At 59.1% G+C, this 21456-nt stretch carries 20 protein-coding genes; 7 read left to right on the forward strand and 13 right to left on the reverse strand.

Translation table 11 applies throughout. The annotated features are described in order from the left end of the window. The first annotated feature begins 112 nt into the window (after positions 1-112). The 3 genes from hexR to B4U49_RS06195 all read left to right on the forward strand — a co-directional run bounded on the left by hexR (position 113) and on the right by B4U49_RS06195 (position 4182). Complete coding sequence (gene hexR, locus B4U49_RS06185) at positions 113-967, forward strand: transcriptional regulator HexR (protein ID WP_078083706.1); 855 nt, start codon at positions 113-115, stop codon at positions 965-967. A 12-nt stretch (positions 968-979) separates the two neighbouring features. After that, positions 980-2773, forward strand: a complete 1794-nt coding sequence (locus B4U49_RS06190; RefSeq protein WP_078083707.1) for a DUF4153 domain-containing protein — start codon at positions 980-982, stop codon at positions 2771-2773. Between the two features lie 161 nt (positions 2774-2934). Continuing rightward, positions 2935-4182, forward strand: coding sequence for a multidrug effflux MFS transporter (locus B4U49_RS06195; RefSeq protein WP_078083708.1), 1248 nt, complete (start codon positions 2935-2937; stop codon positions 4180-4182). A 33-nt stretch (positions 4183-4215) separates the two neighbouring features. On the opposite strand, the gene gstA is transcribed toward B4U49_RS06195, so the two are convergent. From gstA to B4U49_RS06225, 6 genes are all read right to left on the reverse strand, one after another. Further along, entirely contained in the window at positions 4216-4815 is a 600-nt protein-coding gene (gene gstA, locus B4U49_RS06200; RefSeq protein WP_078083709.1) for a glutathione transferase GstA, read from the reverse strand. Between the two features lie 81 nt (positions 4816-4896). After that, on the reverse strand, positions 4897-5508 hold the full coding sequence (locus B4U49_RS06205; RefSeq protein WP_143735562.1) for a hypothetical protein: 612 nt from the start codon (positions 5506-5508) through the stop codon (positions 4897-4899). 198 nt (positions 5509-5706) lie between these two features. Then, positions 5707-6681, reverse strand: coding sequence for a glutathione S-transferase family protein (locus tag B4U49_RS06210; RefSeq protein WP_078083711.1), 975 nt, complete (start codon positions 6679-6681; stop codon positions 5707-5709). Between the two features lie 13 nt (positions 6682-6694). Continuing rightward, positions 6695-7099, reverse strand: a complete 405-nt coding sequence (locus B4U49_RS06215; RefSeq protein WP_078083712.1) for a DoxX family protein — start codon at positions 7097-7099, stop codon at positions 6695-6697. 174 nt (positions 7100-7273) lie between these two features. Then, the gene (locus B4U49_RS06220; RefSeq protein WP_078083713.1) at positions 7274-8260 is read right to left on the reverse strand and encodes a Gfo/Idh/MocA family protein; all 987 of its coding nucleotides are present in this window, start codon (positions 8258-8260) and stop codon (positions 7274-7276) included. Between the two features lie 59 nt (positions 8261-8319). Then, positions 8320-9207, reverse strand: coding sequence for a LysR family transcriptional regulator (locus tag B4U49_RS06225; RefSeq protein WP_078083714.1), 888 nt, complete (start codon positions 9205-9207; stop codon positions 8320-8322). Between the two features lie 139 nt (positions 9208-9346). Between B4U49_RS06225 and B4U49_RS06230 the strand changes: the two genes are divergently transcribed. The 3 genes from B4U49_RS06230 (at position 9347) to B4U49_RS06240 (ending at position 13529) form a co-directional block, all read left to right on the forward strand. After that, positions 9347-10240, forward strand: coding sequence for a pirin family protein (locus B4U49_RS06230; RefSeq protein WP_078083715.1), 894 nt, complete (start codon positions 9347-9349; stop codon positions 10238-10240). Between the two features lie 62 nt (positions 10241-10302). After that, on the forward strand, positions 10303-11601 hold the full coding sequence (locus B4U49_RS06235) for a cation:proton antiporter (RefSeq protein WP_078083722.1): 1299 nt from the start codon (positions 10303-10305) through the stop codon (positions 11599-11601). A 47-nt stretch (positions 11602-11648) separates the two neighbouring features. Next, positions 11649-13529 (forward strand): monovalent cation:proton antiporter-2 (CPA2) family protein, encoded by a 1881-nt coding sequence (locus B4U49_RS06240; RefSeq protein WP_078083716.1) that lies wholly within the window; start codon positions 11649-11651, stop codon positions 13527-13529. A 21-nt stretch (positions 13530-13550) separates the two neighbouring features. On the opposite strand, the gene B4U49_RS06245 is transcribed toward B4U49_RS06240, so the two are convergent. From B4U49_RS06245 to B4U49_RS06275, 7 genes are all read right to left on the reverse strand, one after another. Beyond that, the gene (locus B4U49_RS06245; RefSeq protein WP_078083717.1) at positions 13551-14717 is read right to left on the reverse strand and encodes a lipase family protein; all 1167 of its coding nucleotides are present in this window, start codon (positions 14715-14717) and stop codon (positions 13551-13553) included. A 17-nt stretch (positions 14718-14734) separates the two neighbouring features. Continuing rightward, the gene (locus tag B4U49_RS06250; RefSeq protein WP_143735563.1) at positions 14735-15139 is read right to left on the reverse strand and encodes a DUF4198 domain-containing protein; all 405 of its coding nucleotides are present in this window, start codon (positions 15137-15139) and stop codon (positions 14735-14737) included. A 364-nt stretch (positions 15140-15503) separates the two neighbouring features. Continuing rightward, on the reverse strand, positions 15504-16799 hold the full coding sequence (locus B4U49_RS06255) for a c-type cytochrome (protein ID WP_204902994.1): 1296 nt from the start codon (positions 16797-16799) through the stop codon (positions 15504-15506). 35 nt (positions 16800-16834) lie between these two features. After that, positions 16835-18442 (reverse strand): GMC family oxidoreductase, encoded by a 1608-nt coding sequence (locus B4U49_RS06260; RefSeq protein WP_078083720.1) that lies wholly within the window; start codon positions 18440-18442, stop codon positions 16835-16837. A 3-nt stretch (positions 18443-18445) separates the two neighbouring features. Continuing rightward, positions 18446-18982, reverse strand: coding sequence for a sugar dehydrogenase complex small subunit (locus B4U49_RS06265; RefSeq protein WP_158078565.1), 537 nt, complete (start codon positions 18980-18982; stop codon positions 18446-18448). Between the two features lie 165 nt (positions 18983-19147). Beyond that, a complete protein-coding gene (locus B4U49_RS06270) occupies positions 19148-19693 on the reverse strand; it encodes a lipocalin family protein (RefSeq protein WP_193432818.1) in 546 nt (181 codons plus the stop codon). Positions 19694-19700: 7 nt separating this feature from the next. Then, positions 19701-19940, reverse strand: coding sequence for a VF530 family protein (locus tag B4U49_RS06275; protein WP_078083724.1), 240 nt, complete (start codon positions 19938-19940; stop codon positions 19701-19703). 148 nt (positions 19941-20088) lie between these two features. On the opposite strand from B4U49_RS06275, the gene B4U49_RS06280 reads away from it, so the two are divergent. Further along, a partial coding sequence (locus B4U49_RS06280) for a TonB-dependent receptor (protein ID WP_158078566.1) occupies positions 20089-21456 on the forward strand: 1368 nt, incomplete at its 3' end.

Here is a 21456-nt window from a genome sequence, read left to right on the forward strand (position 1 = left end):
CCGCATAGGCCCACCGGCACCACTACCGCCACCAACACCAAAACAAGCCAAGGCTCGCCAGCACCCCGCCATGCCGCTAAACTGCACAGCTTGAACCATAGAAGGTAGTGTCGTGAAGCCAGCGGAAGTCACGCAGCGGATCAGCGAACAGCTGAGCGCCATGCGGAAATCGGAGCGCAAGGTCGCCGAATACATCCTCGCCAATCCCGGCGAAATCATTCATATGCGGATAGTGGATCTCGCCACCGAAGCCCAGGTGAGTGAACCCACCGTGGTGCGCTTCTGCCGTGCCGTCGGCTGCTCCGGCTTTCAGGAATTCAAGCTCAACCTCGCGCAGCAGCTGGCCTCCAGCCCCAGTTTCGGCCAGATCGCTGTCACCGAAACCGACACCATCGCCGAATACAAGCGCAAGGTTTTCGACTCCACCGTGGACACCCTGCTCAACGTGCGCGACAAGATCGATGGCCGCGCCCTCGAAGCCGCCGTCGCCGCCATCGCCGCAGCCAAGCGGGTCGAATTCTTCGGTTTCGGCGCCTCCGGTGCCGTCGCCGCGGACGCCCAACACAAATTCTTCCGCCTGCAGATGGCCACCGCAGCCCATTCCGACCACCATATGCAGAGCATGTCCGCCATGAGCATGAAGCCCGGCGACGTGGTGGTCGCCATCTCCCAGAGTGGCCGCACGAGTTCCCTGTTGCGCTCCATGGATATGGCCAAACAGCAGGGTGCCACCGTTATCGGCCTCGGTCCCAGCGGCTCCCCCATGACCCGCCAGGCCAGCATTCCCCTGGAAGTGGACGTAGAGGAAGATATCGAGCTCTACACCCCGCTTTCCTCCCGTATCGCCCATCTGGTGGTAATCGATGTACTCGCCATCGGCGTAGCCCAGCGCAAGGGCCCGCAGCTGCAGGAACACCTGCTCAAGCTGAAGAAGGGCCTGTATAACCTGCGCGAGGAAAAGCACTGATCGGGACGCGAAATGCAGGGAAGCAGCAGCGAAGTAACAGAAATCGAGCGGGATGATTCCGATCTCGGCCTCGGCGAAAAACGCCTGATACTGATTGCCGCCCTGTTGCAGGGACTGGTGCTGTACGCGCTGAAATCTTCGGCCGCGGTCGAAGCCTGGTCACCGGTTTGGCAATTCCTGTGTTACACCGTCACCCTCGCCATCCCACCGCTGGTCATCATCAGCATCGCCCCGCGCCTAGCCCACAGCTACTGGTGGATTATCGGTGGATACGCACTCCTGCTGGCACTGCTCGGTGTATACCAGGGCTACCAGTGCACCCCCGCAGACCAGATCCGCTGCGACTGGCCGGTGGAATTCTCCATCACCATGGCAATCGCCACGTTTATCCTCGCGTTTCTGCTGCGCGCCAGCGCCACCGGTGTGCAGCACCTGAAAAAGCCCGAGTACAGCGGCCTTTTCCACTACTCCTGGGACAACGCACTGACCGCAGGGCTGACACTGGTCTTCGCCGGAATCTTCTGGCTGATCCTGCAGCTGTGGCAGGCGCTGTTCAAACTGGTGGGCGTAGACTTCTTCCACGACCTGTTCCGCGAAGAGTGGTTTATCTTTCCGGTCACCTGGCTGGTGGCGGGCTGTGGCGCCATCTTGTTCCGCTCCCAACAAAGCTTCGTACTCACCCTGAAGCGCCTGCTGCGCACCATGCTGGTGGCCCTGCTGCCGCTGCTGGCGGTACTCACCATCGTTTTTCTCGCCACACTGCCATTTACCGGCCTGCAACCTATCTGGGATACCGGCCACGGCAGTGCCCTGTTGCTGTGGCTGGTGGCGCTGCTGCTGTTCTTTACCAATGGGGTGATCCAGGATGAGTTTCCGTTTTCCCGCTATCCCAAGTGGATCAACCGGGTATTGCTTCTCGCCCTCGCGATAGCGCCGTTTTACGCGGCGTTCGGGCTCTACGGCGTATATCTGCGGGTTGCCCAGTACGGCTGGACCCCGGAGCGTTTGTGGGGATTTGTAGTGGCGCTGACCCTGGCACTGCTGTCGCTCAGTTACAGTATTTCGATCCTGCGCCACGGCGCCCACTGGGCCGACTGGTTGCGGAAAATCAACACCGGTCTGGCGCTGTGGGTGCTGGCGGTGTGTGTTATCACCCAGTCGCCTCTGCTGAACTTCTCGCATATCAGTGCCGACAGCCAGGTGGAAAGACTGCGCGACGAACGGGTGGCACTGGCGGATTTCGACTTCTTTTTCCTGCGCCAGAAACTGGGACGGGCGGGGCTCGATGCCCTGGAAGAGCTCAGGGAAATGCCACAGATCCGGCAGAATACAGAGGTAGCCGAGCATCTGGATGCGCTGCTGGCGCCGGGACGCGCGGACTGGGAGCTGCGCGAAAACCCGCTGCAGGCGACGGCGCGCGCGCAGCGCTTGCGCGAAATCCCGATTTTCCCCAATGGCGCTGAACTGCCCCCGCACAGCGCCGCGCTGCGGGTTGAAGGCAAGGACTGCGAGCGGCAAGACCGCGCCTGCCTGTGGCTGGCCCAGGACCTGGATGGTGACGGTCAACTTGAGTACCTGCTGTTCGTCCACAGTGAACGCGGCCGCGAGGACCAGCATTGGCTGCGGGTGGTCGCGTACACCGCCAGTGACGATGGCTGGCAGGTGATTGCCACTAACAGTCGCCAGACCGACGAACCCTTCGACGCGTTGAAACAGCGGCTTGCCGGCGGCCAGTTCAGCCTGCGCCCGCCGCACTGGCAGGGCCTGTACCTCAACGGCGAGCTGCTGTTCGATCCCACCCAGTAGGCAACTGGCTGTTATTTCCTCCAACGTCATGGAAACCACCGACCTCGCCCGTTAACATGCCGGCGCGCAGACCTGGCCAGCTATGCTTGACCAGCCCTTCGCCGACCTTTCCGCAAGCTTTTGCGCTGCCGTATCCGAATTACCCTTATATACGAGTAAATATGCCGCCGAATTTCTTCGATGCCGATGGCCAACCGCCGCGCTGGCTCGCCCCCTGTCTCGCCGCTCTGGTGGCGCTGACACCGTTTGCCATCGACACCTACCTGCCCGCGATTCCGGCCATGGCCCAGGCCCTGGGCGTGGAAGTGGCGCGGGTACAACACTCGGTCTCCAGCTACCTGCTCGGTTTTGCGGTGGGCCAGATCTTTGGCGGCCCGCTGTCTGATCGCTGGGGACGGATCCTGGTGGGCACCATCGGCCTGTGTATCTTTATCGTCAGTACCACCTTGATCCTGCTGGCCAACACCGTCGAACTGCTGGTGATACTGCGCTTTTTCCAGGCGGTAGGTGGCGGCTTTGCCACGGTAATCTGTGGCGCCATCGTGCGCGACCTGTACCACGGCCGCGAAGCGGCGCGGATCATGTCGATGATTGCCACCATGATGCTGATCGCCCCCATGGTGGCGCCGGTGATCGGCTCCACCCTGCTCACCTTCGGCGACTGGCACGCAATCTTTATCTTCCTGCTGGTCTACGGCCTGCTGATGATGGTACTGGTGCGGGGCGTACTGCCGGAGACGGTATCCCGCTTCCGCCGCGCGAAGCGCCAGCGCCAGTCCCGGCGCAGTATGCTCAAGGGCTACGCGCAGATATTCCGTTGCCCGCGGGCACTGGGGTTCCTGTTCGGGCAGGCGTTTGTGAGCGGTTGCATGTTTATCTACATCACCACCGCGCCATTCGTGTTTATGGAGCATTTTGGCGTCAGTTCGCAGAACTTCCCCATACTGTTTGGCAGCTGTGTGCTTGGGCTGGTGCTGCTGGTGCAGCTGAATATCCGCCTGCTGAAGGTGTTCGAGCCGCGTCAGATCCTGCTGGTGGGGATAAGCCTGCAGACGATTTCCTGCGTGCTCCTGCTGGTGAGCACATTGTATTTCGGCGATGAGCAACCGCTGTTGGCGTGGATGATCCCGCTGGTGATGGCGATGGCCTCCATCGGCATCATCACCCCCAACTCCGCCGCCTGCTACCTGGAATTCTTCCCCAATATCAGCGGCACCGCGAACGCGCTGTACGGCGCTTCCCTGTTTATTTTTGGCGGGGTGCTTGGCGGTGCAGTGAATGCGGTACATACCGGTACCCTGGTGCCGATTGCCGCGGGCATGTTGATCTGCGCGATGGCCGCGCTGTGCCTAGCACTGCTGGTGGCCAAAGCACGGCGACCGATTGGTATCGAAGAGCGGGTAAAGTAACGGCTAGTTGCTGGCATCGCGGGCTACTTGGTATCAGGCCAGGCCTTCCGCCTTCAGAGCCTGCTGTACCCCGGGGCGCTGGGCCATGCGCTCGGCAAAGGCCTTGAGATGTGGCCAGTTGTCGGTGTCCACGCCGACCTTGTCGCACCAGTTGTACACCGTAAACAGGTAGGCGTCGGCGATACAGAAGCGATCCCCCAGCAGATAGTCGCCATCGAGGCGGTCTTCAACAAACTGGAACGCCTTGTCGAGCCTCTGCTTGGCCGCGGCCTTCTCGTCATCACTGCCGTCCCAGAACAGGGGCACAAAGGATTTGTGGACTTCGGTGGAGATGTAGTTCAGCCATTCCAGCACCCGGTAGTGGTCCAGGGAGCCGTATTCCGGAGCCAGATTTTTCTCCGGCTTCTGTTCCGCCAGGAACTGCACAATGGCCGGACCCTCGGTGAGCACCTCGCCACCTTCCAGCTGCAGCGCGGGCACATACCCTTTCGGATTGACCTGCATGTAGTCACCACCGGTTTCGGTTTCCTTGGTTTGCAGGTTGACCTTGCACAACTCCAGGTCGATACCCGCCTCGCAGGCGACAATATGTGGGGAGAGGGAACAGGCGCCGGGAGCGTAGAACAGTTTCATCGGGATCTCCGGGATTGGAAGGTTGCCTCGAGTATAGCCGCGAGCCCCCCGAACCAGAGGGCAACCGTCATCCCCCGGCGATCAGCGCAGAAACCGCGAGGAGTAAAGCGAACGCAACTTGTACAGGAGACCCTGCTTCTTGCGCAGGTACTTGTTACCGCTTTTCACGGTGCGCAATGCACCGAGGATTTTATCCCGATCACCCTGCACACCGGCGGCATCCATGAACTTGAAGAAATCCTCTTCCAGAGACTCCATGCGCACGGTCACCCAGTTCTGGCGGCGGCTTAAAAAGAAAGTGACATTGTCGTGTACCGTGTCCACAAGCAGTCGACAGGTATCCAGAGCACTCTCCATATCCGGTTTCTTGCGGCACATCAAAATACCGTGATAGAAGTGCCGCGCCACGCAGATCGCTCCCTGCCAACGGTCGCGATAGCTGCGCGCTATTTTCTCGTGATCGCGGGTCAGGTGGACGTAGAAGGTGTTCTCATCGTCATACATTTGATCCAGAGTGCCCAGAAACCACACCAGCCGGTTATCTGACTCAATATGGTTGTCCGGATACTCCAGGCGCCCCTTGATCATGCCCGCATGAATCTCATGGCCGGACGTCATGCCCTCGATGTGAGTACAGGCCTCGGCGAAGGTCGTTGACCCGGAACGCCCCGTGGTTAATACAAAAATCCGCATATTGATCTCTTACAGCAATGGAGTTCCCCGACGGCCCAATCCTAGTCTCGAAAAAGACCTTCGGATGTGAGCACTCACTCTCGGGCAAAAAAATCTGCAAGATAATACGCTGACCGCACCACGCTTATCTACCGACGCGGTCGCGCTTGATGGCTTCGCACCGGTGACGGGAGCGGGCCGGAACAGGCTATTGCCTGATCAGTCAGCGCGGCCGTGGGGCGCCGAGCAATCCAGTTCTGGTCCCACCGGAACGATCCCCGTGGGATTGATGTTGCGGTGGCTGGCGTAGTAGTGGGTTTTGATATGGTGGAAATCCACCGTGTCGGCCACCTCCGGCCACTGGTACAGCTCGCGCACATAACCCCACAGGTTGGGGTAATCCGCCAGCCGCTGCTTGTTGCACTTGAAGTGGCCGTGATACACCGCGTCAAACCGGATGAGCGTGGTAAACAGTCGCCAGTCCGCCTCGGTGATCCGCGCGCCGGTCAGGTAGCGATTGTCCGCAAGTCGCTGCTCCAGCTTCTCCAGCACCGCGAACAGCTGGTGATATGCGGCCTCATAGGCCTCCTTGCTGGTAGCAAAGCCCGCACGGTACACGCCGTTGTTGACGTTTTGATATACCAGGTCGTTGGTAGCATCGATATCGCCGCGCAGGTCCTCCGGGTAAAAGTCCTGGCTATCCCCGGTCAGCTGGTTGAAGGCGGTGTTAAACATGCGGATGATTTCTGCCGACTCATTGCTGACGATCCGCTCCTGAACCTTGTCCCACAGCACCGGCACAGTCACCCGACCGGAGTAATCGCCGCGATTGCGGGTGTAGATCTGGTGCAGGAACTCGCTACCGTACAACGCGTCGCCGGTGCTCCCCTCATCCTGGTTGAAGGTCCAGCCGTTTTCCATCATGTGGGGACTGACCACCGACACGCTGATGGTGTCCTGCAACTGTTTCAGTTGGCGGAAAATCAGCGTGCGATGCGCCCAGGGACAGGCAAGGGACACGTACAGGTGGTATCGTCCCTTCTCAGCGGCGAAGCCGCCCTCGCCACTGGGCCCGGCGCTGCCATCAGCGGTAATCCAGTTGCGCAACTGCGCCGCCTCACGCTCGAAGGCACCGCCATGCTTTTCGGTGTCGTACCATTGGTCTTTCCACTCGCCGTTGACCAGCAGTCCCATTCACTTGCTCCTGTCAGCTGCTTTTGCCCCGCGCCATGGCGTGGTCAAAACTGAATTTACCCGCACCGGCACAGGCAAGTATCAGAAAGCCGCCTGCGATGGTGATGTTTTTCATAAACATGATCTGCTGCATCTGATCACCGGGGACATTGTGAAACATCCACGCACTGATCACACAGAAAGCGGCAAATGCCAGCGCAACCCAGCGGGTAAAGAACCCGAACAGGATTGCCAGGCCACCGCCCAGTTCAAGCAGTATCACCAGTGGCAACAGAAACCCGGGCACACCGGCCGAGGCCATGTATTCCTGGGTACCGGCATAGGCACCGATCTTGCTGTAGCCGGCGACGATAAACATTACCGACATCAGAATCCGCGCCACCAGTTTGGTGAAGTCACACAAAATACCGTTACTCATACTCGAGCCCTCTGAGGACATACCGAGTGATAAGTGTATGAAGTGACAACGCTGTTCAGTGTAATTCGGGTTTTCGAAACAAAAATCGCAGAATTTCGACGGGAAATGTCGATTTTTTAGGAAAGAAGCGCCCCTGTGGCGTAAAGCGAGCGCTTGTCTGGATGGAAAGCGGCGTTAGTGAAGCCCTGCCAGGATCTGGTCCATTACCCGGGACGCCTTGCCGCCCTCGTCATCCGCAACCGGATGACGGCCTGCGCCGGTCAGGTGTTTGACCATGTTTTCGATATGGAAGTACTGGATGTTTTCAGGGTGCGCGATATCCACGGTTTCAGCTTCTTCATCCCCCGCGAGGACCAGCGGCTTGTCGGCAAATACGGAAAAGCGGATGCTTCCGCGACTGCCGTAAATCACAACCTCGTCGCCATAATCACTGGCGCCGAAATTCCAGAAGCCCGCGCCAGTGGCACCACTCTCGAAAACCCAGCAGGCGGAAACCGCATCTTCGGCGTCGTACAGATTCTGCTGATTGACGGCGATACCTTTGGCCTCGCGGATGTCGCCAGCCAGATGGATAAACAGGTCCAGTCCGTGGCAGGCCAGATCGACAAAGTGACCCCCACCCGAGATCGCCGGGTCGGTGCGCCAATCGTATTCCGCTGACAGGTCGGCGGGAGAGGGGGAGCGGGCATAACTCCAGTTTATGTGTCGAATGGCGCCGATCTTCCCACTATCGATCCACTCTTTTACCTGGTTGAAGCGGGGCAGGGAGCGGCGGTAATAGGCCACAAACAACTGCGCCTCCTTGCCCTCGAATGCCGCGGCTATCTCCTCACACTCGGCAAAGTTGAGCGCCATGGGCTTTTCCAGGCAGCAGTGTTTGTTAGCGCTCGCTATCTTGAGCGCGTACTCCCGGTGGCTGCCCGGTGGTGTGGCCACATACACCGCGTCGATTTCGGGGTCGTGAATCAGCTCGTCGGCGCTTTCATACACTCTGGGGACACCGTGGCGCTCGGCGTAGTCCAGCAGCTTTTCCCGGTCCCGGCGCATCACCGCCAGCAACCGGGATCCGGCCACCTTGTTGAAGGCGGGGCCACTTTTCACTTCGGTGACATCGCCGCAGCCGATGATTCCCCAATTGATTTCGGTATCCAGCGGATTCATTGCGTACATCCTGATTTGAAGTTCTTATCAGTCGAGCCGGCGCAAAACGCCAGCCACGATCAGTCCAGCGGGGGCAATCCCTCGCGCAAGGCCCGCAACAGCAGGCAGGCCGCCGGTCCGGCGCGGTCCTGGTCGGCATACACCAGGTATACGCTCACATCCCGCTCCCAGGGCTCCTCGGTGCGCAGGGGCAACAGGCGATCCGCGGACAGGGAATCGCGGATACGGGTCTGCGGCAACCAGGCAAAGCCGAGGCCGCGCTCGATCAATTCGATGGAAGTGTGCACATTGGTGACGGTAATCCGCTGGTCCGATCCCAGCCAGCCGGCATCCTGGCGGTTCTTCAGCGCCGAATCGCGCATCACGATCTGGCGACTCGCCTTCAGGTCCTCCCGGTTTACCGGACGTCCCAGCTGGTGCAGGGGGTGGTCCGGGTGGGCGACCGGCACGAACTTGACCCGGGAAATGGGCTCGCCGACAAACCCCTGAGGTACCCGCGCGGTGATAATGAAGTCCACTTCCTGCTGCAGCAGCAGCTCCTCAGCACCAGACAGCACCGTCTCGCGGAGTTCCAGGCGGGTATGCGGATACTCGGCGGTAAAACGCTCCACCGCATTGAGCAGCGCCTCGTAATCAAACAGTACATCCACCGCCAGGCGCAGCTGCGCTTCGGTGCCGGCGGCGAGACTCGCGGCCACGGATTCCAGCGCCTCCGCCTCGTCCAACAGGCCGCCAGCGCGGTTCAGCATGACACGCCCGGCATCGGTGAGCTCCGCCTTGCGTCCGCGCACTTCCAGCAGCGCAACGCCGAGGCTCTCCTGTAATTTGTGCACCGCGTGATTGATGGAGGATTGGCTCTTGTGCACTGCCTCCGCGGCCTGGGAAAAGCCACCGTGCTCTACCACCGCCTGAAACATGCGCCACTGCTCGAGGGTTACCTTGGCCATGGACTGTCCTTTGTCTGATTCCGTTGCGCGAACTGTTTTAAATAAAGATCTGTCGAGCTGTTCGAATATTAGCTGCGATTATTTGCCATTTTCTGGCGATTTAATCGGCCTATACTGCCGCAAACAGAGGAGCATAACCATGCAGGAATTCACACACGACAAAGCAACCAGTGCCAGTGTGCGCCCGGCAGTCCGCGTAGTGGCGGGGCATCCCTCGGCGGACGGTGCCGGCGTGAAGATCCATCGCGTCGCTGGCTTCCAGTCCCAGGACTTCAGTCCGTTCCTGATGATCGATGAAATCCGCTCGGAAAATCCCGACGACTATATCGCCGGCTTCCCTCCACACCCGCACCGCGGTATCGAGACCCTCACCTATATGTTGAGCGGCGAGTTCGAACATCAGGATCACCTGGGGAACCGGGGCGCCATTGCCCAGGGCGGCGCCCAGTGGATGCGCGCCGGTCGCGGCATCATCCATTCGGAAATGCCCTCACAGTCCAAAGACGGGATGCACGGCTTCCAGCTGTGGATCAACATGGCGGCAAAGGACAAGATGAACAAACCGGGCTGGCGGGATATCCAGCCGGAGCAGGTGCGCGAACTGCCCCTGGATGAGCGCGGCTCCCTGGCGCGCCTGATCGCCGGCCAGTGGCAGGTGAATGGCGAACCCGAGTGCGGCCCGCTGCAGGAGACTGCCGCCCAGGCGGCAGTGGCGGATGTGCGCCTCGCGGCGGGGGCCGACGTTTCTCTATCGCTGCCCGCGGAACACTCGGTGCTGGTGTATATCTACCGCGGCGCACTGGCTACCGAGCGCGGCGCTGTACAGCGCGGCAATCTGGTGTTGTTTGGTGCGGGTGAATCGCTACAATTGCGCGCGCCGGAGGATACCGCGGGCGAGGGCGCAGGCCTGCTGGTGCTGCACGGGCAACCGCTCAATGAGCCGGTAGTCCACTACGGACCGTTCGTGATGAATACCCGCGAACAAATCGAACAGACCCTGCGCGACTACAATAACGGCACGCTTACGGAATGACCCCGGGCGCGCCGGCCGGGCACCCGGCGCGCCAACCTTCCAATCGAGGTACCCCCCTGGGCATGGACGTCTATTACATCTTCTGCTTTCTCGCTGCCGTGTCCGTGTTCCTCGGATTTCTCAATCAGTATGTGCTGCGCACCCAGACCACCATTGCGATTACCGCCGGCTCGCTGGCGCTGTCGCTGATCGTCACCGGTCTCGGCAAGCTGGAAGTGGTGGAGTTGCGCGACTGGGTATCGCAACTGCTGCCGCTGATGAACCTGGAAGACCTGCTGCTCAAGGGCATGCTGGGGTTCCTGCTGTTTGCCGGCAGCCTGCATATCGACCTGCTGATGCTGCGCAACCAGAAGGTGGAAATCACCGTTCTCGCCATTTTCGGCACCCTGATCTCGACATTTGTCGTGGGTTACCTGCTTTACTGGCTGTTCGGTGCGATCGGCATGCCGGTGGACCTGGTCTACTGCCTGCTGTTCGGCGCACTCATCTCTCCCACGGACCCCATTGCGGTGCTCGCCATCATCAAGAGCATGAAGGCTCCGGAGCAGATATCGATCCAGGTGGAAGGGGAGTCGCTGTTCAACGACGGCTTTGGCATGGTGGTTTTTGCCGTGATCTATGCGCTGGCATTTGAAGGTACAGACCCGACCCTGCCGGCCATCAGCCACCTGTTTATGGTGGAAGCGCTGGGAGGCATCGCCCTCGGCCTGGCCATTGGCGGCCTGTTCCACTGGCTGATCTGCTCCACCAACGACCACAGCCTCGAGCTGTTGCTGACCCTGGTTATCCCCACCGCCGGTTTCGCCACCGCCAATATTCTCGGCGTATCGGGGGCACTGGCGATGGTGGTGGCCGGCATCATCATCGGCAACTTTACCCGCGAGCGCGGCTTTTCCCGCGTGAGTCAGCACGAGCTGGATAACTTCTGGACCATTACCGAGGAATTCCTCAACGGTATACTGTTCCTGCTGGTGGGACTGTTCCTGATTACCATCGACTTCCGGCCCATCGACTACGCGCTGATTGTCGCCGCCATTGTCATCGTCCTGGTGGGGCGTATCGCTGCGGTCAGTGTGCCGTTCATGTTCCTCAAACGGCGTCGCAAGTACCACCCGTACACCGGGCGTATCCTGGTCTGGGGTGGGCTGCGGGGCGGCCTCGCCCTGGCCCTGGCCATGTCGATTCCCGCCGGTTATATCGTCGGCGGCAATCACGACCTGCGCCACCTGTGGGTGGTAATGACTTACGGCGTGGTAGTCTTCTCCATTGTGGTCCAGGGCTCGACCATCGCGCCGCTGATTCACCGCAGCCGCGCCGCCAGCTGCCCCGAGGTCGGCGGCCCCAGCCCGCAACCAGACTGAGATTGCCGGACTCGCGGCATACCCTCTAACTCCAACAAGAACAGGCCATGCCGCACGACAACTATCTCCTTCAGACCGTCATCTTTCTCGCTGCCGCCGTCTTTTCGGTGCCCCTCGCCAAACGCCTCGGCTTCGGCTCGGTGCTGGGCTACCTGGTTGCGGGGGTATTGATCGGCCCCCACGCATTCGGTCTGGTGGGCGACACCAGTGATGAACTGCACTTTGCAGAATTTGGCGTGGCGCTGATGCTGTTCCTGATCGGCCTGGAATTACAGCCGCGCAAACTGTGGGCCCTGCGCGGTTCCATCTTCGGTACCGGCGGTGCACAGGTTCTGCTCACCGCTTCGGCAATCGCGCTGATCGCGGTCTACCTGTTCGGCCAGAGCACCAATGCGGCCATTGCCATCGGCCTTATCCTCGCCCTGTCCTCCACGGCTATCGTGCTGCAATCCCTGTCGGAAAAGGACCTGCTCAAGACCGAGGGTGGGCGCAACGCCTTCAGCGTGCTGCTTTTCCAGGATATCGCTGTTATCCCGATTCTCGCCCTGCTGCCGCTGCTGGCAACGGTGGAAATTTCCCAGGATCCCGATGACCTGCACGGCTGGGCTTACGCCCTGGCGGTACTCGGCGCGATCGCCGCACTGGTACTGGCGGGACGCTACCTGCTGACACCCTTGTTGCGCCTGGTGGTGGGCACCCGCACGCGCGAGCTGTTTACCGCCTGCTCGCTGCTGATCGTACTGAGCGCTGCGGCCATCATGAGCTGGCTGGAACTGTCACCGGCACTGGGCACCTTTATCGCCGGCGTGGTACTGGCCGACAGCGAGTTTCGCCACGAGCTGGAGGCGGATATCCAGCCGTTCAAGGGACTGCTACTCGGGCTTTTCTTTCTCGCGGTGGGTGCCAATCTGGACCTGGCGCTGGTACTGCAGAAACCGCTGTTGCTGCTCGGGCTGCTGATCCTGCTGGTGGCGGTTAAGTTCGCTATCCTGTTCGCGCTGGCCCGGGTCCGTGGCATGGCCAAAGGGGAGGACTGGCTGTTTGCCCTGTCCCTCGCCCAGGCGGGGGAATTTGGTTTCGTGCTGCTGGCCTATGCCAGCCAGAACAAGGTGTTGCCGGATGATGTAAGCAGTGTGCTGATCGCACTGATCGCGCTGTCCATGGCGGTCACGCCGCTGCTGCTTCTCGCCTATGAACAGCTAATCCAGCCGCGCTTCTTTGCCGGGCCACGCCAGCCAGATGTACCCGATTCACATCCCCACGACGACGGTTCACCGGTGATCATCATCGGCTACGGCCGCTACGGGCAGATTGCCGGACGCCTGCTCAATGCCAGTGGATTCGATACCACCCTGCTGGAGCACAACGCGGAGCAACTGGAGCTGGTGCGCCGCTACGGCATCAAGGCCTACTACGGCGATGCCTCCCGCGAGGACCTGTTACATGCGGCCGGCGCTGAGAATGCCAAAATCGTGATCCTTACCCTGAGCGACCAGGCCGCATCCCTGGAGATCGTCAGCCGGATCCAGAAGCACTTCCCGCACCTGACCATTCTCGCCCGGGCACGCAACCGCATGCACCAGTACGCGCTGATGGAGGCGGGAGTACAGTACATCTACCGGGAAACCGTGGACAGTGCGCTGGAAATCGGCGCCGGTGCACTGGAACTGCTGGGGCTCTCCAGGCACCAGGCCCAGCGCTCCGCGCGCAAATTCAAACAACATGACCAGCGCATGCTGGAATCCCTGTTTCCCTACTGGCGCAACGAGTCCCAGCACATCGCCCAGACCAGAATCTACCGCGAACAGCTGCTGCAGGCACTGCAGGAAGATCGCCGGGATCCGGATCTGCATCTAGATCATCACTGGGGGGACAGGAACAAGGAAGGGAAGCCGGAAAAAGAAGTGAAAGCCAGACCGGGGCTGTAGCCCCGGCCCGGTTACGGGCGATCAGTGCAAGGTTCGGCCGGCCTGGCGAACCAGCTCGGATACCGCGTGATGCGCCTGGATAAATACCTGGCGAATGAAGCGCATGGTCATTTCCGCACCCTCGCGCACGACAATGCCCAGCATCTGCGCCATACGCTTGATCAGGCGCGTTACCCAGATTGATACATCCTTGGCCAATTCCAGGCCCTTGCTCATCAGCATCGCGAGGCGATCCAGCAGTGTGAATGTGGTGCTACCCGCAATAACCACAGAGATACCCAACAGGTTGGTCAGCTTCTTCACCACCCACAGAATGGCCGCGCTCAACAGTCGCGCGGAATTGAGGGTAAAGGATACGATGCTGTTGGATTTCAACCAGGCTTCGACACTGGAATCAAGGAAATCCTGAGGGCGGCGTGAGCGCAGTGTTGACCATTCCAGGGATTGACTGCCATCTCCTTTACTGGATTTTATGTACCGCTTCATGCTGTGGAATTCCCACGGTTTCAGGTGCAATCCGGAGGGCAAAAGGAAATCTCCCTCGCCACCATCGGGAATATGGAAAAACGGCCAGGTAGGAACCATCGGTACCGGATCTGTCTTGTGATACACCCGGTAAATATTGCCGGCGCCTATACTCCTTTGCGCCTTGGAAGCGTAATGCTCCAGACCGACACGGGGAGAACCGAAAGTATACAGTTTGACTTCTTTACCGGAGGTGGACTTCAGCCAGTCTGCGGTAAGTGTCGCCAAGGCTCCACCAAGACTGTGCCCCACACAGTGAATTGTATGGATATTTGAAGACAGGGTTGGCAGTTTTCCCGCATAGGAATCAAACACATCAAGAAAACCCTGATGTACCTTGCCCCCGGTTCTTGCGTTTTTAATTCCCGCATTCAGATCCGTCAGGGCATCCATCAGTCCGGCGGTACCTTTTACCGCAAACACAGCCTGCCCATCGAAGGAGGTTTTTTTCTTACCCTCAATCATCACGGCCATCATATGCGGATACTTCAATAGTATGCCGCCAGTTTTCCCTTTTATACCAGTATCAGAGAGGCCGGAATCTTTTCCCAGCTCAAAGCGATCTTTATATTTCTCGTAGAAAATCTCACGCGTAAATTCATCTTCGACCTGGTAAATATCGTCTGCCAGTTCTGCGGCATTCAATGGATCCAAAGCGGTCATGCGACATTCCCTTGTATTTATATAATTTCACAACTTGTTAAAAAATCAGACTCATAATCCGAAACGAGTCGTCGCTCATCGGTAAGTTCACATTTGAGATGGATATCGCTTCCATCCAGTTCGGAGTTTTTTTCCGGGCTACGCTTGCTGTTTACCCAGATTTTATATTCCTCATCCATATAGGTGACAACGATCGCCTGGGATACCACGAATTCAGATGGAAGCAGTTGCATAACGGATCTCTCCATTATTTCCGGGAGCTCAACCCGACCTTCTTCATCTGTTTTGAATTCGTCAACTTTTTCTTTTTGCCACTTAACCCGTCGCCATACTTTGGCAGCGGGAGCCGGCTCCCCTTTATAGGTAATTTCCAGCTGCATCTGGGAAAAAGTGCAAGCCTTACCGAGATCTAGAATCGACATACCAAATCCAAAATTTGAAAACGTTATCAACAAAAAGAAGGATAAATTTCTTACCATGTCACTGGTCTTTTATCTATTTGATTAAACTCAAGCCGGCCCCATCAAAATCCAAGATAAAAATCGGCTAAAACTGCACAAGTTAAGCAATCTATTAGTCCAGAGCTAACAGAGTCTAATATCTGCACAGGGAAACTTTAACGGACTTGATAGGAGTTAAAAACCGCTAATTCAATACAGTATTGGTACTGCCGTATCACTTTTACGGAGTTGCGGGGCCTGCAAAAATAGTTCCAGAGTCAAATATCATTATTTTTTTCCGCTACATACCTGAAAAATCGCTGTGGGCCTTATGTGACCGGGTGTTCTATGTGTTTTCAGCAGGTGTGGCGAACTGTCGGCGAAGGTATTCCAGTAGTTTTTTCAGCTGCATTTCATCCAGCTCTCTGGCAAACCCCGGCATCATTATTTCGTCATCGCCGATATTGCGGCGTACGCCCTGCAGGATCGTCTGCCGCAAGTTGTGCTCGCTTTCGGCACCGACGGTAGAGTTGTTGATCAGGGAAGGGTAGTAGCCATCCTTGCTGCCACTGCCATCCACACCGTGGCAGGTAGCGCACAGGCCCAGATACAGACGGGCACCATCAGATTTCAGGTTGGCCGCCCGATCCACCGCCAACGGACTGCCGCGTTTGATGATCACATCAGTGGCCGGTGTGCCCAGCGATTGGCGCGCGACACGGGCCTTCCCCCGCACCGCCGGAACTGTGCGCAGGTATGTGACCATCGCGGCTATATCGCTGTCGCTGAGCTGTGAAAGGCTGTTTTCAATCGCCTCAGCCATGGGGCCTGCAGCCTGGGCGAGACGATTGACGTGGCCGATTTTCAGGTACTGCGTCAACTGTTCATCGCTCCATTCGCCGATGCCGCTCACCGGGTCGGAAGTTATGTTATAAGCCTGCCAGCCGTCGAGCACCGGACCACCGGCGAGGAACCTTCTGTCGGTTTCGTCGTAGGCTTTTTCCTGGAAGGCGATTCCGCGCGGGGTATGACATGCGCCGCAATGGGCCAGTCCCTGCACCAGGTAGGCACCGCGATTCCAGGCATCACTCTGCGAAGGGTCCGGGGTAAAGGGATCATTGGGAGCAAACAGGAAATTCCAGATTTTCAGCGGCCAGCGTGCCTGTAACGCCTTGCGGATTTTGTTGGGCGGCGGGGCCTCATGCACCGGCGAGACACCGAAAAGAAAATAGGCATACAACGCTTTTATATCGTCGTCGGTAATCTTTGCGTAGGATTCGTAGGGCATTGCCGGGTACAGATTGCGCCCGTCCTTGCCGACACCGCGGCGCAGCGCACCTTCAAACTCCGCCAGCGTCCAGCCACCGATCCCCGTATTGATGTCGGGCGTGATATTGCTGGTATAGAGGGTGCCCAGTACCGGCATTTGCATTGCGCGCCCACCGGCAAAGGCATTTCCTCCCGGCGCTGTATGGCATGCTTTGCAATCGCCGGCGATGGCGAGATAGCGCCCTTTTTCAATCAGTTCGGGGCGATTCAGTTCCTGGTTAACTTCCACCGCGGCTGCGCGGTCCCACACTTCCTGCGCGATACTCTCGCCAATACCGCCAACGCCTATCAGCACCGCCAGTGCAGTGAGCACTCGTATCGGCGTCCATCGCTTACCACACAGCACGTCTATCCCTCCCGGACGAGCGTATCCGCCAGGCGCAGGGCGAGGGCGGCGATGGTGAGGGTGACATTGACCGTGCCCACCGTGGGCATCACCGAGCTGCCGGCGATAAACAGGTTGGGGTGGTCGAAGGTGCGGCAGTCCTTGTCCACCACCGAATCCTCCGCCTTCTCCCCCATGATGGTGGAGCCGGTAATGTGGTTGTTGGGGGCATAGTCATCGGAGAAGTTCACCTCGGTGCCGCCCATGACCTTGGCGATTTCCCCGTAGATTTCACGCGTGTGCACCGCGCTCTTCTTCACGTAATCGTCGATGCTGTAGGTGATCTCCGGCCGGGGAATGCCGCTGGCATCTTTTTCCGAGGTGCTGGGGCGGATGCGGTTCTGCGGTTGGGGCAGTATCTCGTGAAAGCTTGCGAACTCCACATAGCGCGCGGCGCGATCCCGCAGGCGCGCGGTGAGATCCGGCACATTGAGAGCGGTATCTTCCCGCAGGATTTCGCGGGCTACTTTTTCTACCGGGGAGATATTCGACAGATTGAGCTTTTTGCCGGCGTATTCCGCGCGAAAGTTGCCGTCGCGGAACCCTACTACCGAGGTCATTTCCTGCGGGCCGCGTCCTGCCCATAGTTTTTCGTCTGCAAAAAAACGCACCCCGGTGCCCGGATGATCCATCAGGTTGCGGCCCACCATATCGGAACTGTTGCCGACGCCAGTGGGATGCTTGCGCCCGTAGGACATCAGCATGAGCTTGGGGGTCTCGATGCCGTTGGCGGCGAGAATAAAGGTTTTGCCGGAGATTCGATGATCATTGCCCGCCGGGTCCTTGTACTCGGCAGCAACAATGCGATCGCCCTCGCTTACCAGGCGGTTTACCACCGCGCTGTGGATGAGCTCGGCGCCATTGGCTTCCGCCTTGTCCACATGGACGATGCCGTTGTACATGGCGCCTATCGGGCAGATGGGCATGCAGTTGTTGTTGCCACAGCAGATGGGGCGGCCATCGTACGGGCGACTGTTGCGCGCCGCCGGCTCGGTGACCACTTTCCAGTCGGGATTGTGCCGGTTCATGCGACTGGAAACGCGTTGTTCACTGTAGGAAACCGGCAAGGGTTGCATCGGGTAGGGCGCGGAACGCGGTGACCCCAGATCCTGGTCATTGGGGCCCCATACTCCCAGTTCCTGTTCCGCGCGGTAGTACCAGGGCTCCAGCTCATCGTAATCGATCGGCCAGTCGCGCCCCACGCCGTACAGGGTCTTGATCCTGAAATCGCTGGGCAGGTAGCGCCAGCAGCAGGCGGCCCAGTGCCAGGTGGTTCCGCCCACTGCGCGGATATACTGGGAGTTGAATTTGTGGGAACCCTTGAAGATCAGGTAATCGTTGGCCAGCTCCCCGTACTCCGGATGCGGCGCCCAGGCAGAAGAGGGGTAGGGTGCCATCCAATCCATCTTGTCCGGCTGGTTGCGGAAACGCTCCACGGTCTGCCAGCGACGCACCCGCGGGCCCGCCTCCAGGATCAGTACAGATTTACCCGCCTTGGCCAGTTCATTGGCCACCAGTGCTCCGGCCACGCCGGAACCTATCACCACGTATTCGGCTTCCTTGCCCGCCACGGGTTAAACCCTCCCGAATTTCAAGTCCGGTGCCTTCGCCCAGGAACCGGGCTCACCGACACAGTAGGAACGCACAGGAAAGGCATCCGAAGTCAGCCGGTACATCATGGCACGCTCGTAGGTAACCAGTTCCTTGCCCACGATTCCGAGAAACCACGCTGCGATAATCAGTCGCGCCAGGGGCGAGCGCTGTTCACCCTCACCGGGATCGCCGGGAAACAAATCCAGCTGCTGCGGAAAGCTTGGGTACTCGCGATTCAGCGCCGCCAATAGACGCGCCGCCACTCGTCGGTCCAGGAGGGTATCCACCGGCAGGGGTCGCAGCAACTTCTGGGATACCGCAAAAAACTTGCTCAGGCGGGTTTCCGCCTCCTTTACCTCTCCCGGCTGCGCGTTGAGCAGGGCCGCGGGACACGCCAGCATTCCACCGGCCAGCAGGAACTGGGTGCGAACAAACTGCCGCCGGTCGAGAGACGGGGGGTAGGGGGATTTGCGAAAAACCGGGCCAGACCCGGATACGGAGGAAACGCCAGAGCTCACACCATCCTCACTGCACGGAAATTTTTTGCTACAGGCAGTATAGGAAAGGCTCAGGAACAGAGACGGGTTGGGAAAAGGGACACAAATCGCGCTCATTCCCGCAACAGCATTTTATCCGGCGCCGATTCGTGTGCTCTTACCCACAAGTGGATTGTCGCGCCACGCTCACGGAGATTGCTGCTCCACAAATATCAGCGCATCGGTATTGAAGCCCAGCTCGCGCGCCCTTTTGACAAAATGCTGTTTCACAGCGTCATCCATCGTGGGCGTGCGCGACAGCAGCCACAGATAGGACCGGTCGGGACCCGAGATCATCGAATAGCGGTAATCGGCGCCCAGTTCGAAAATGATATAGGAACCGTAGAAGGGCCCGAAAAACGACACCTTCAGGTGGCCGACGTCTGGCTCACCGACAAAATAGGCCTTGCCTTCCGCCTGCTCCCACTCGCCCTTTGCCGCGGAGTAGCCGCGATTGACGACCCGGACGCCGCCATCTTCACGCAGGCTGTACTCTGCGGTCACCCTGCTCAAGCCACGCTCGAAGGAATGATCCAGGCGTGCAATCTCATACCACTTGCCCAGGTAGCGCTGCAATTCGAAATCGTCGATGGGCTCGACCCCCTGTGGCAGCCCGGTACACGCAGAGAGCGCGCCAACCCACAGGATCACCAGAGGTTTCAGGATTCGGTTGCGCAGGGTGTGGAACAACATCGGCAGGTCAACTCTTCCAGGGGTTACTACCAGTAAAGGTCGAGATATACAGCGCCTCAACCTTTTCCCGTGCCCAGGGGGTTTTACGCAGGAACTTCAGACTGGATTTCACAGATGGGTCATTTCTGAAGCAGTTGACCGGCACCCGCTCGGCCAGCCCGTCCCAACCGTAATGTTGCTCCAGTTTCACCACAATGGTTTCCAGCTTGATGCCGTGCAGCGGGTTGTTGGGTTGCTCATGGTGCATTGCGAATTTCATCCAAACAGACGATTCAATTTTTGACCCTTTCACCATACTGGATTTTATCTGGCCCATCCGTTTTTTGTTTCCTGCCACAACCGATGGACCAGATCACCCAATAAATATAACGAGACAAAATGAGAGGGAAACGCCCATGGAGATGATGGATCAAGCCGGGAACAAGTCGTTCCGCCCCCAGACCTTTGCCGTCAGCGCAATCGCCGCAGCCATCGTTGCGACACTACCGATGACCGTATCCGCACAGGATGGCCCGCAGTTGGAAGAAGTGGTGGTTACCGCCCAGCGCCGGGAGGAGAACCTGCAGGAAATCCCGGTGGCCGTCACTGCGGTTACCGGCGAGGACATGGCCGCAGCCCAAGTCGACAGTATTGTGAATGTACAGAGCCTGTCGTCCAGTGTGCGCTTTGCTGTGGTCAACAGCGCCGCCAACAGCGCCAACATCGTGATCCGCGGTATCGGTACCGTGGGCAACAGCCGCGCATTCGAAGGTGCGGTGGGAGTGTTTGTCGACGGCGTCTATCGCACCCGCGCCGGCCAGGCGATGCAGAACTGGCTCGACATGGAGAGCCTGGAAATCCTGCGCGGTCCCCAGGGCACCCTGTTCGGCAAGAACACTTCTGCCGGTGCGCTGATCCTGAACAGTGCAGTCCCCACCACCGATGCGTTCAGCCTCGATTACGAGGTGGGTGTGGGCAACTACGGCAACCAGCTGGTACGCGGTGCCGCCAATATGCCCCTGAGCGACAATGCAGCCATGCGCGTCGCGGCCATCTGGGGTAGCGAAGACGGCTACATCGAGGATCCCAACGGCGGCGAGTACAACGGTCGCGAACCCCGCGGCGCCAAGGTACAGTTTCTGTACGAGCCCTCAGACACCTTCTCCAGCCGGTTGATCGTCGACTGGTTCGATGAACAGAACAACTGCTGCTACGGCCAGGTAGACGCCATTGATGGCCCCACCCAGCCGCTGATCAATGCAATGGTCCTGGCCCAGGGTAAAGAGCTACCCTCGGAAAATCTGAAAGACTACCAGCAGGTACTGAGCAATCGCACCGACCAGGTCATCGAGGACAAGGGCGCGGTACTGCACATGGCGTGGGAGCTGGACGGTGGGCGCACCCTCAAGTCCGTATCCAGTATTCGCGACTGGCGTATTTCCCAGCAGGGTATGGACGCGGATTTCGTTGGCGCCAATATCCTGACCATCAACGAATCCCTCAGAACCAAGATGATCTCTCAGGAATTGACCCTGAATGGCAACCTGGACAGTGTCGGCCCCTTCTCCGGTGCCGACTACGTGGTGGGCCTCTACTACGCGGATGAGGACATCGACGCGCACCACGAACTGTGGTGGGGCGACCAGGCCCAGCTCTACTGGGATACCCTGTTCTTCCAGCTGTACGGCTACCCCGCCGGCAGCGTCGACGCCACAGAAGGGCAGTGGAGTGATGTGGATATGCCCGCGGACAGCGTTTCGCACGCGGCCTTTACCCACTGGAAC

The organism is Microbulbifer mangrovi (assembly GCF_002009015.1).
Lineage (GTDB): Bacteria > Pseudomonadota > Gammaproteobacteria > Pseudomonadales > Cellvibrionaceae > Microbulbifer > Microbulbifer mangrovi.

Excerpts from the sequence above, each read along its gene's own strand:
- B4U49_RS06190 (WP_078083707.1), top strand. The coding sequence starts at position 980 with ATGCAGGGAAGCAGCAGCGAAGTAACAGAAATCGAGCGGGATGATTCC.
- B4U49_RS06195 (WP_078083708.1), top strand. The coding sequence starts at position 2,935 with ATGCCGCCGAATTTCTTCGATGCCGATGGCCAACCGCCGCGCTGGCTC.
- gstA (WP_078083709.1), bottom strand. The coding sequence starts at position 4,815 with ATGAAACTGTTCTACGCTCCCGGCGCCTGTTCCCTCTCCCCACATATT.
- B4U49_RS06205 (WP_143735562.1), bottom strand. The coding sequence starts at position 5,508 with ATGCGGATTTTTGTATTAACCACGGGGCGTTCCGGGTCAACGACCTTC.
- B4U49_RS06210 (WP_078083711.1), bottom strand. The coding sequence starts at position 6,681 with ATGGGACTGCTGGTCAACGGCGAGTGGAAAGACCAATGGTACGACACC.
- B4U49_RS06215 (WP_078083712.1), bottom strand. The coding sequence starts at position 7,099 with ATGAGTAACGGTATTTTGTGTGACTTCACCAAACTGGTGGCGCGGATT.
- B4U49_RS06220 (WP_078083713.1), bottom strand. The coding sequence starts at position 8,260 with ATGAATCCGCTGGATACCGAAATCAATTGGGGAATCATCGGCTGCGGC.
- B4U49_RS06225 (WP_078083714.1), bottom strand. The coding sequence starts at position 9,207 with ATGGCCAAGGTAACCCTCGAGCAGTGGCGCATGTTTCAGGCGGTGGTA.
- B4U49_RS06230 (WP_078083715.1), top strand. The coding sequence starts at position 9,347 with ATGCAGGAATTCACACACGACAAAGCAACCAGTGCCAGTGTGCGCCCG.
- B4U49_RS06235 (WP_078083722.1), top strand. The coding sequence starts at position 10,303 with ATGGACGTCTATTACATCTTCTGCTTTCTCGCTGCCGTGTCCGTGTTC.
- B4U49_RS06240 (WP_078083716.1), top strand. The coding sequence starts at position 11,649 with ATGCCGCACGACAACTATCTCCTTCAGACCGTCATCTTTCTCGCTGCC.
- B4U49_RS06245 (WP_078083717.1), bottom strand. The coding sequence starts at position 14,717 with ATGACCGCTTTGGATCCATTGAATGCCGCAGAACTGGCAGACGATATT.
- B4U49_RS06250 (WP_143735563.1), bottom strand. The coding sequence starts at position 15,139 with ATGTCGATTCTAGATCTCGGTAAGGCTTGCACTTTTTCCCAGATGCAG.
- B4U49_RS06270 (WP_193432818.1), bottom strand. The coding sequence starts at position 19,693 with ATGTTGTTCCACACCCTGCGCAACCGAATCCTGAAACCTCTGGTGATC.
- B4U49_RS06275 (WP_078083724.1), bottom strand. The coding sequence starts at position 19,940 with ATGCACCATGAGCAACCCAACAACCCGCTGCACGGCATCAAGCTGGAA.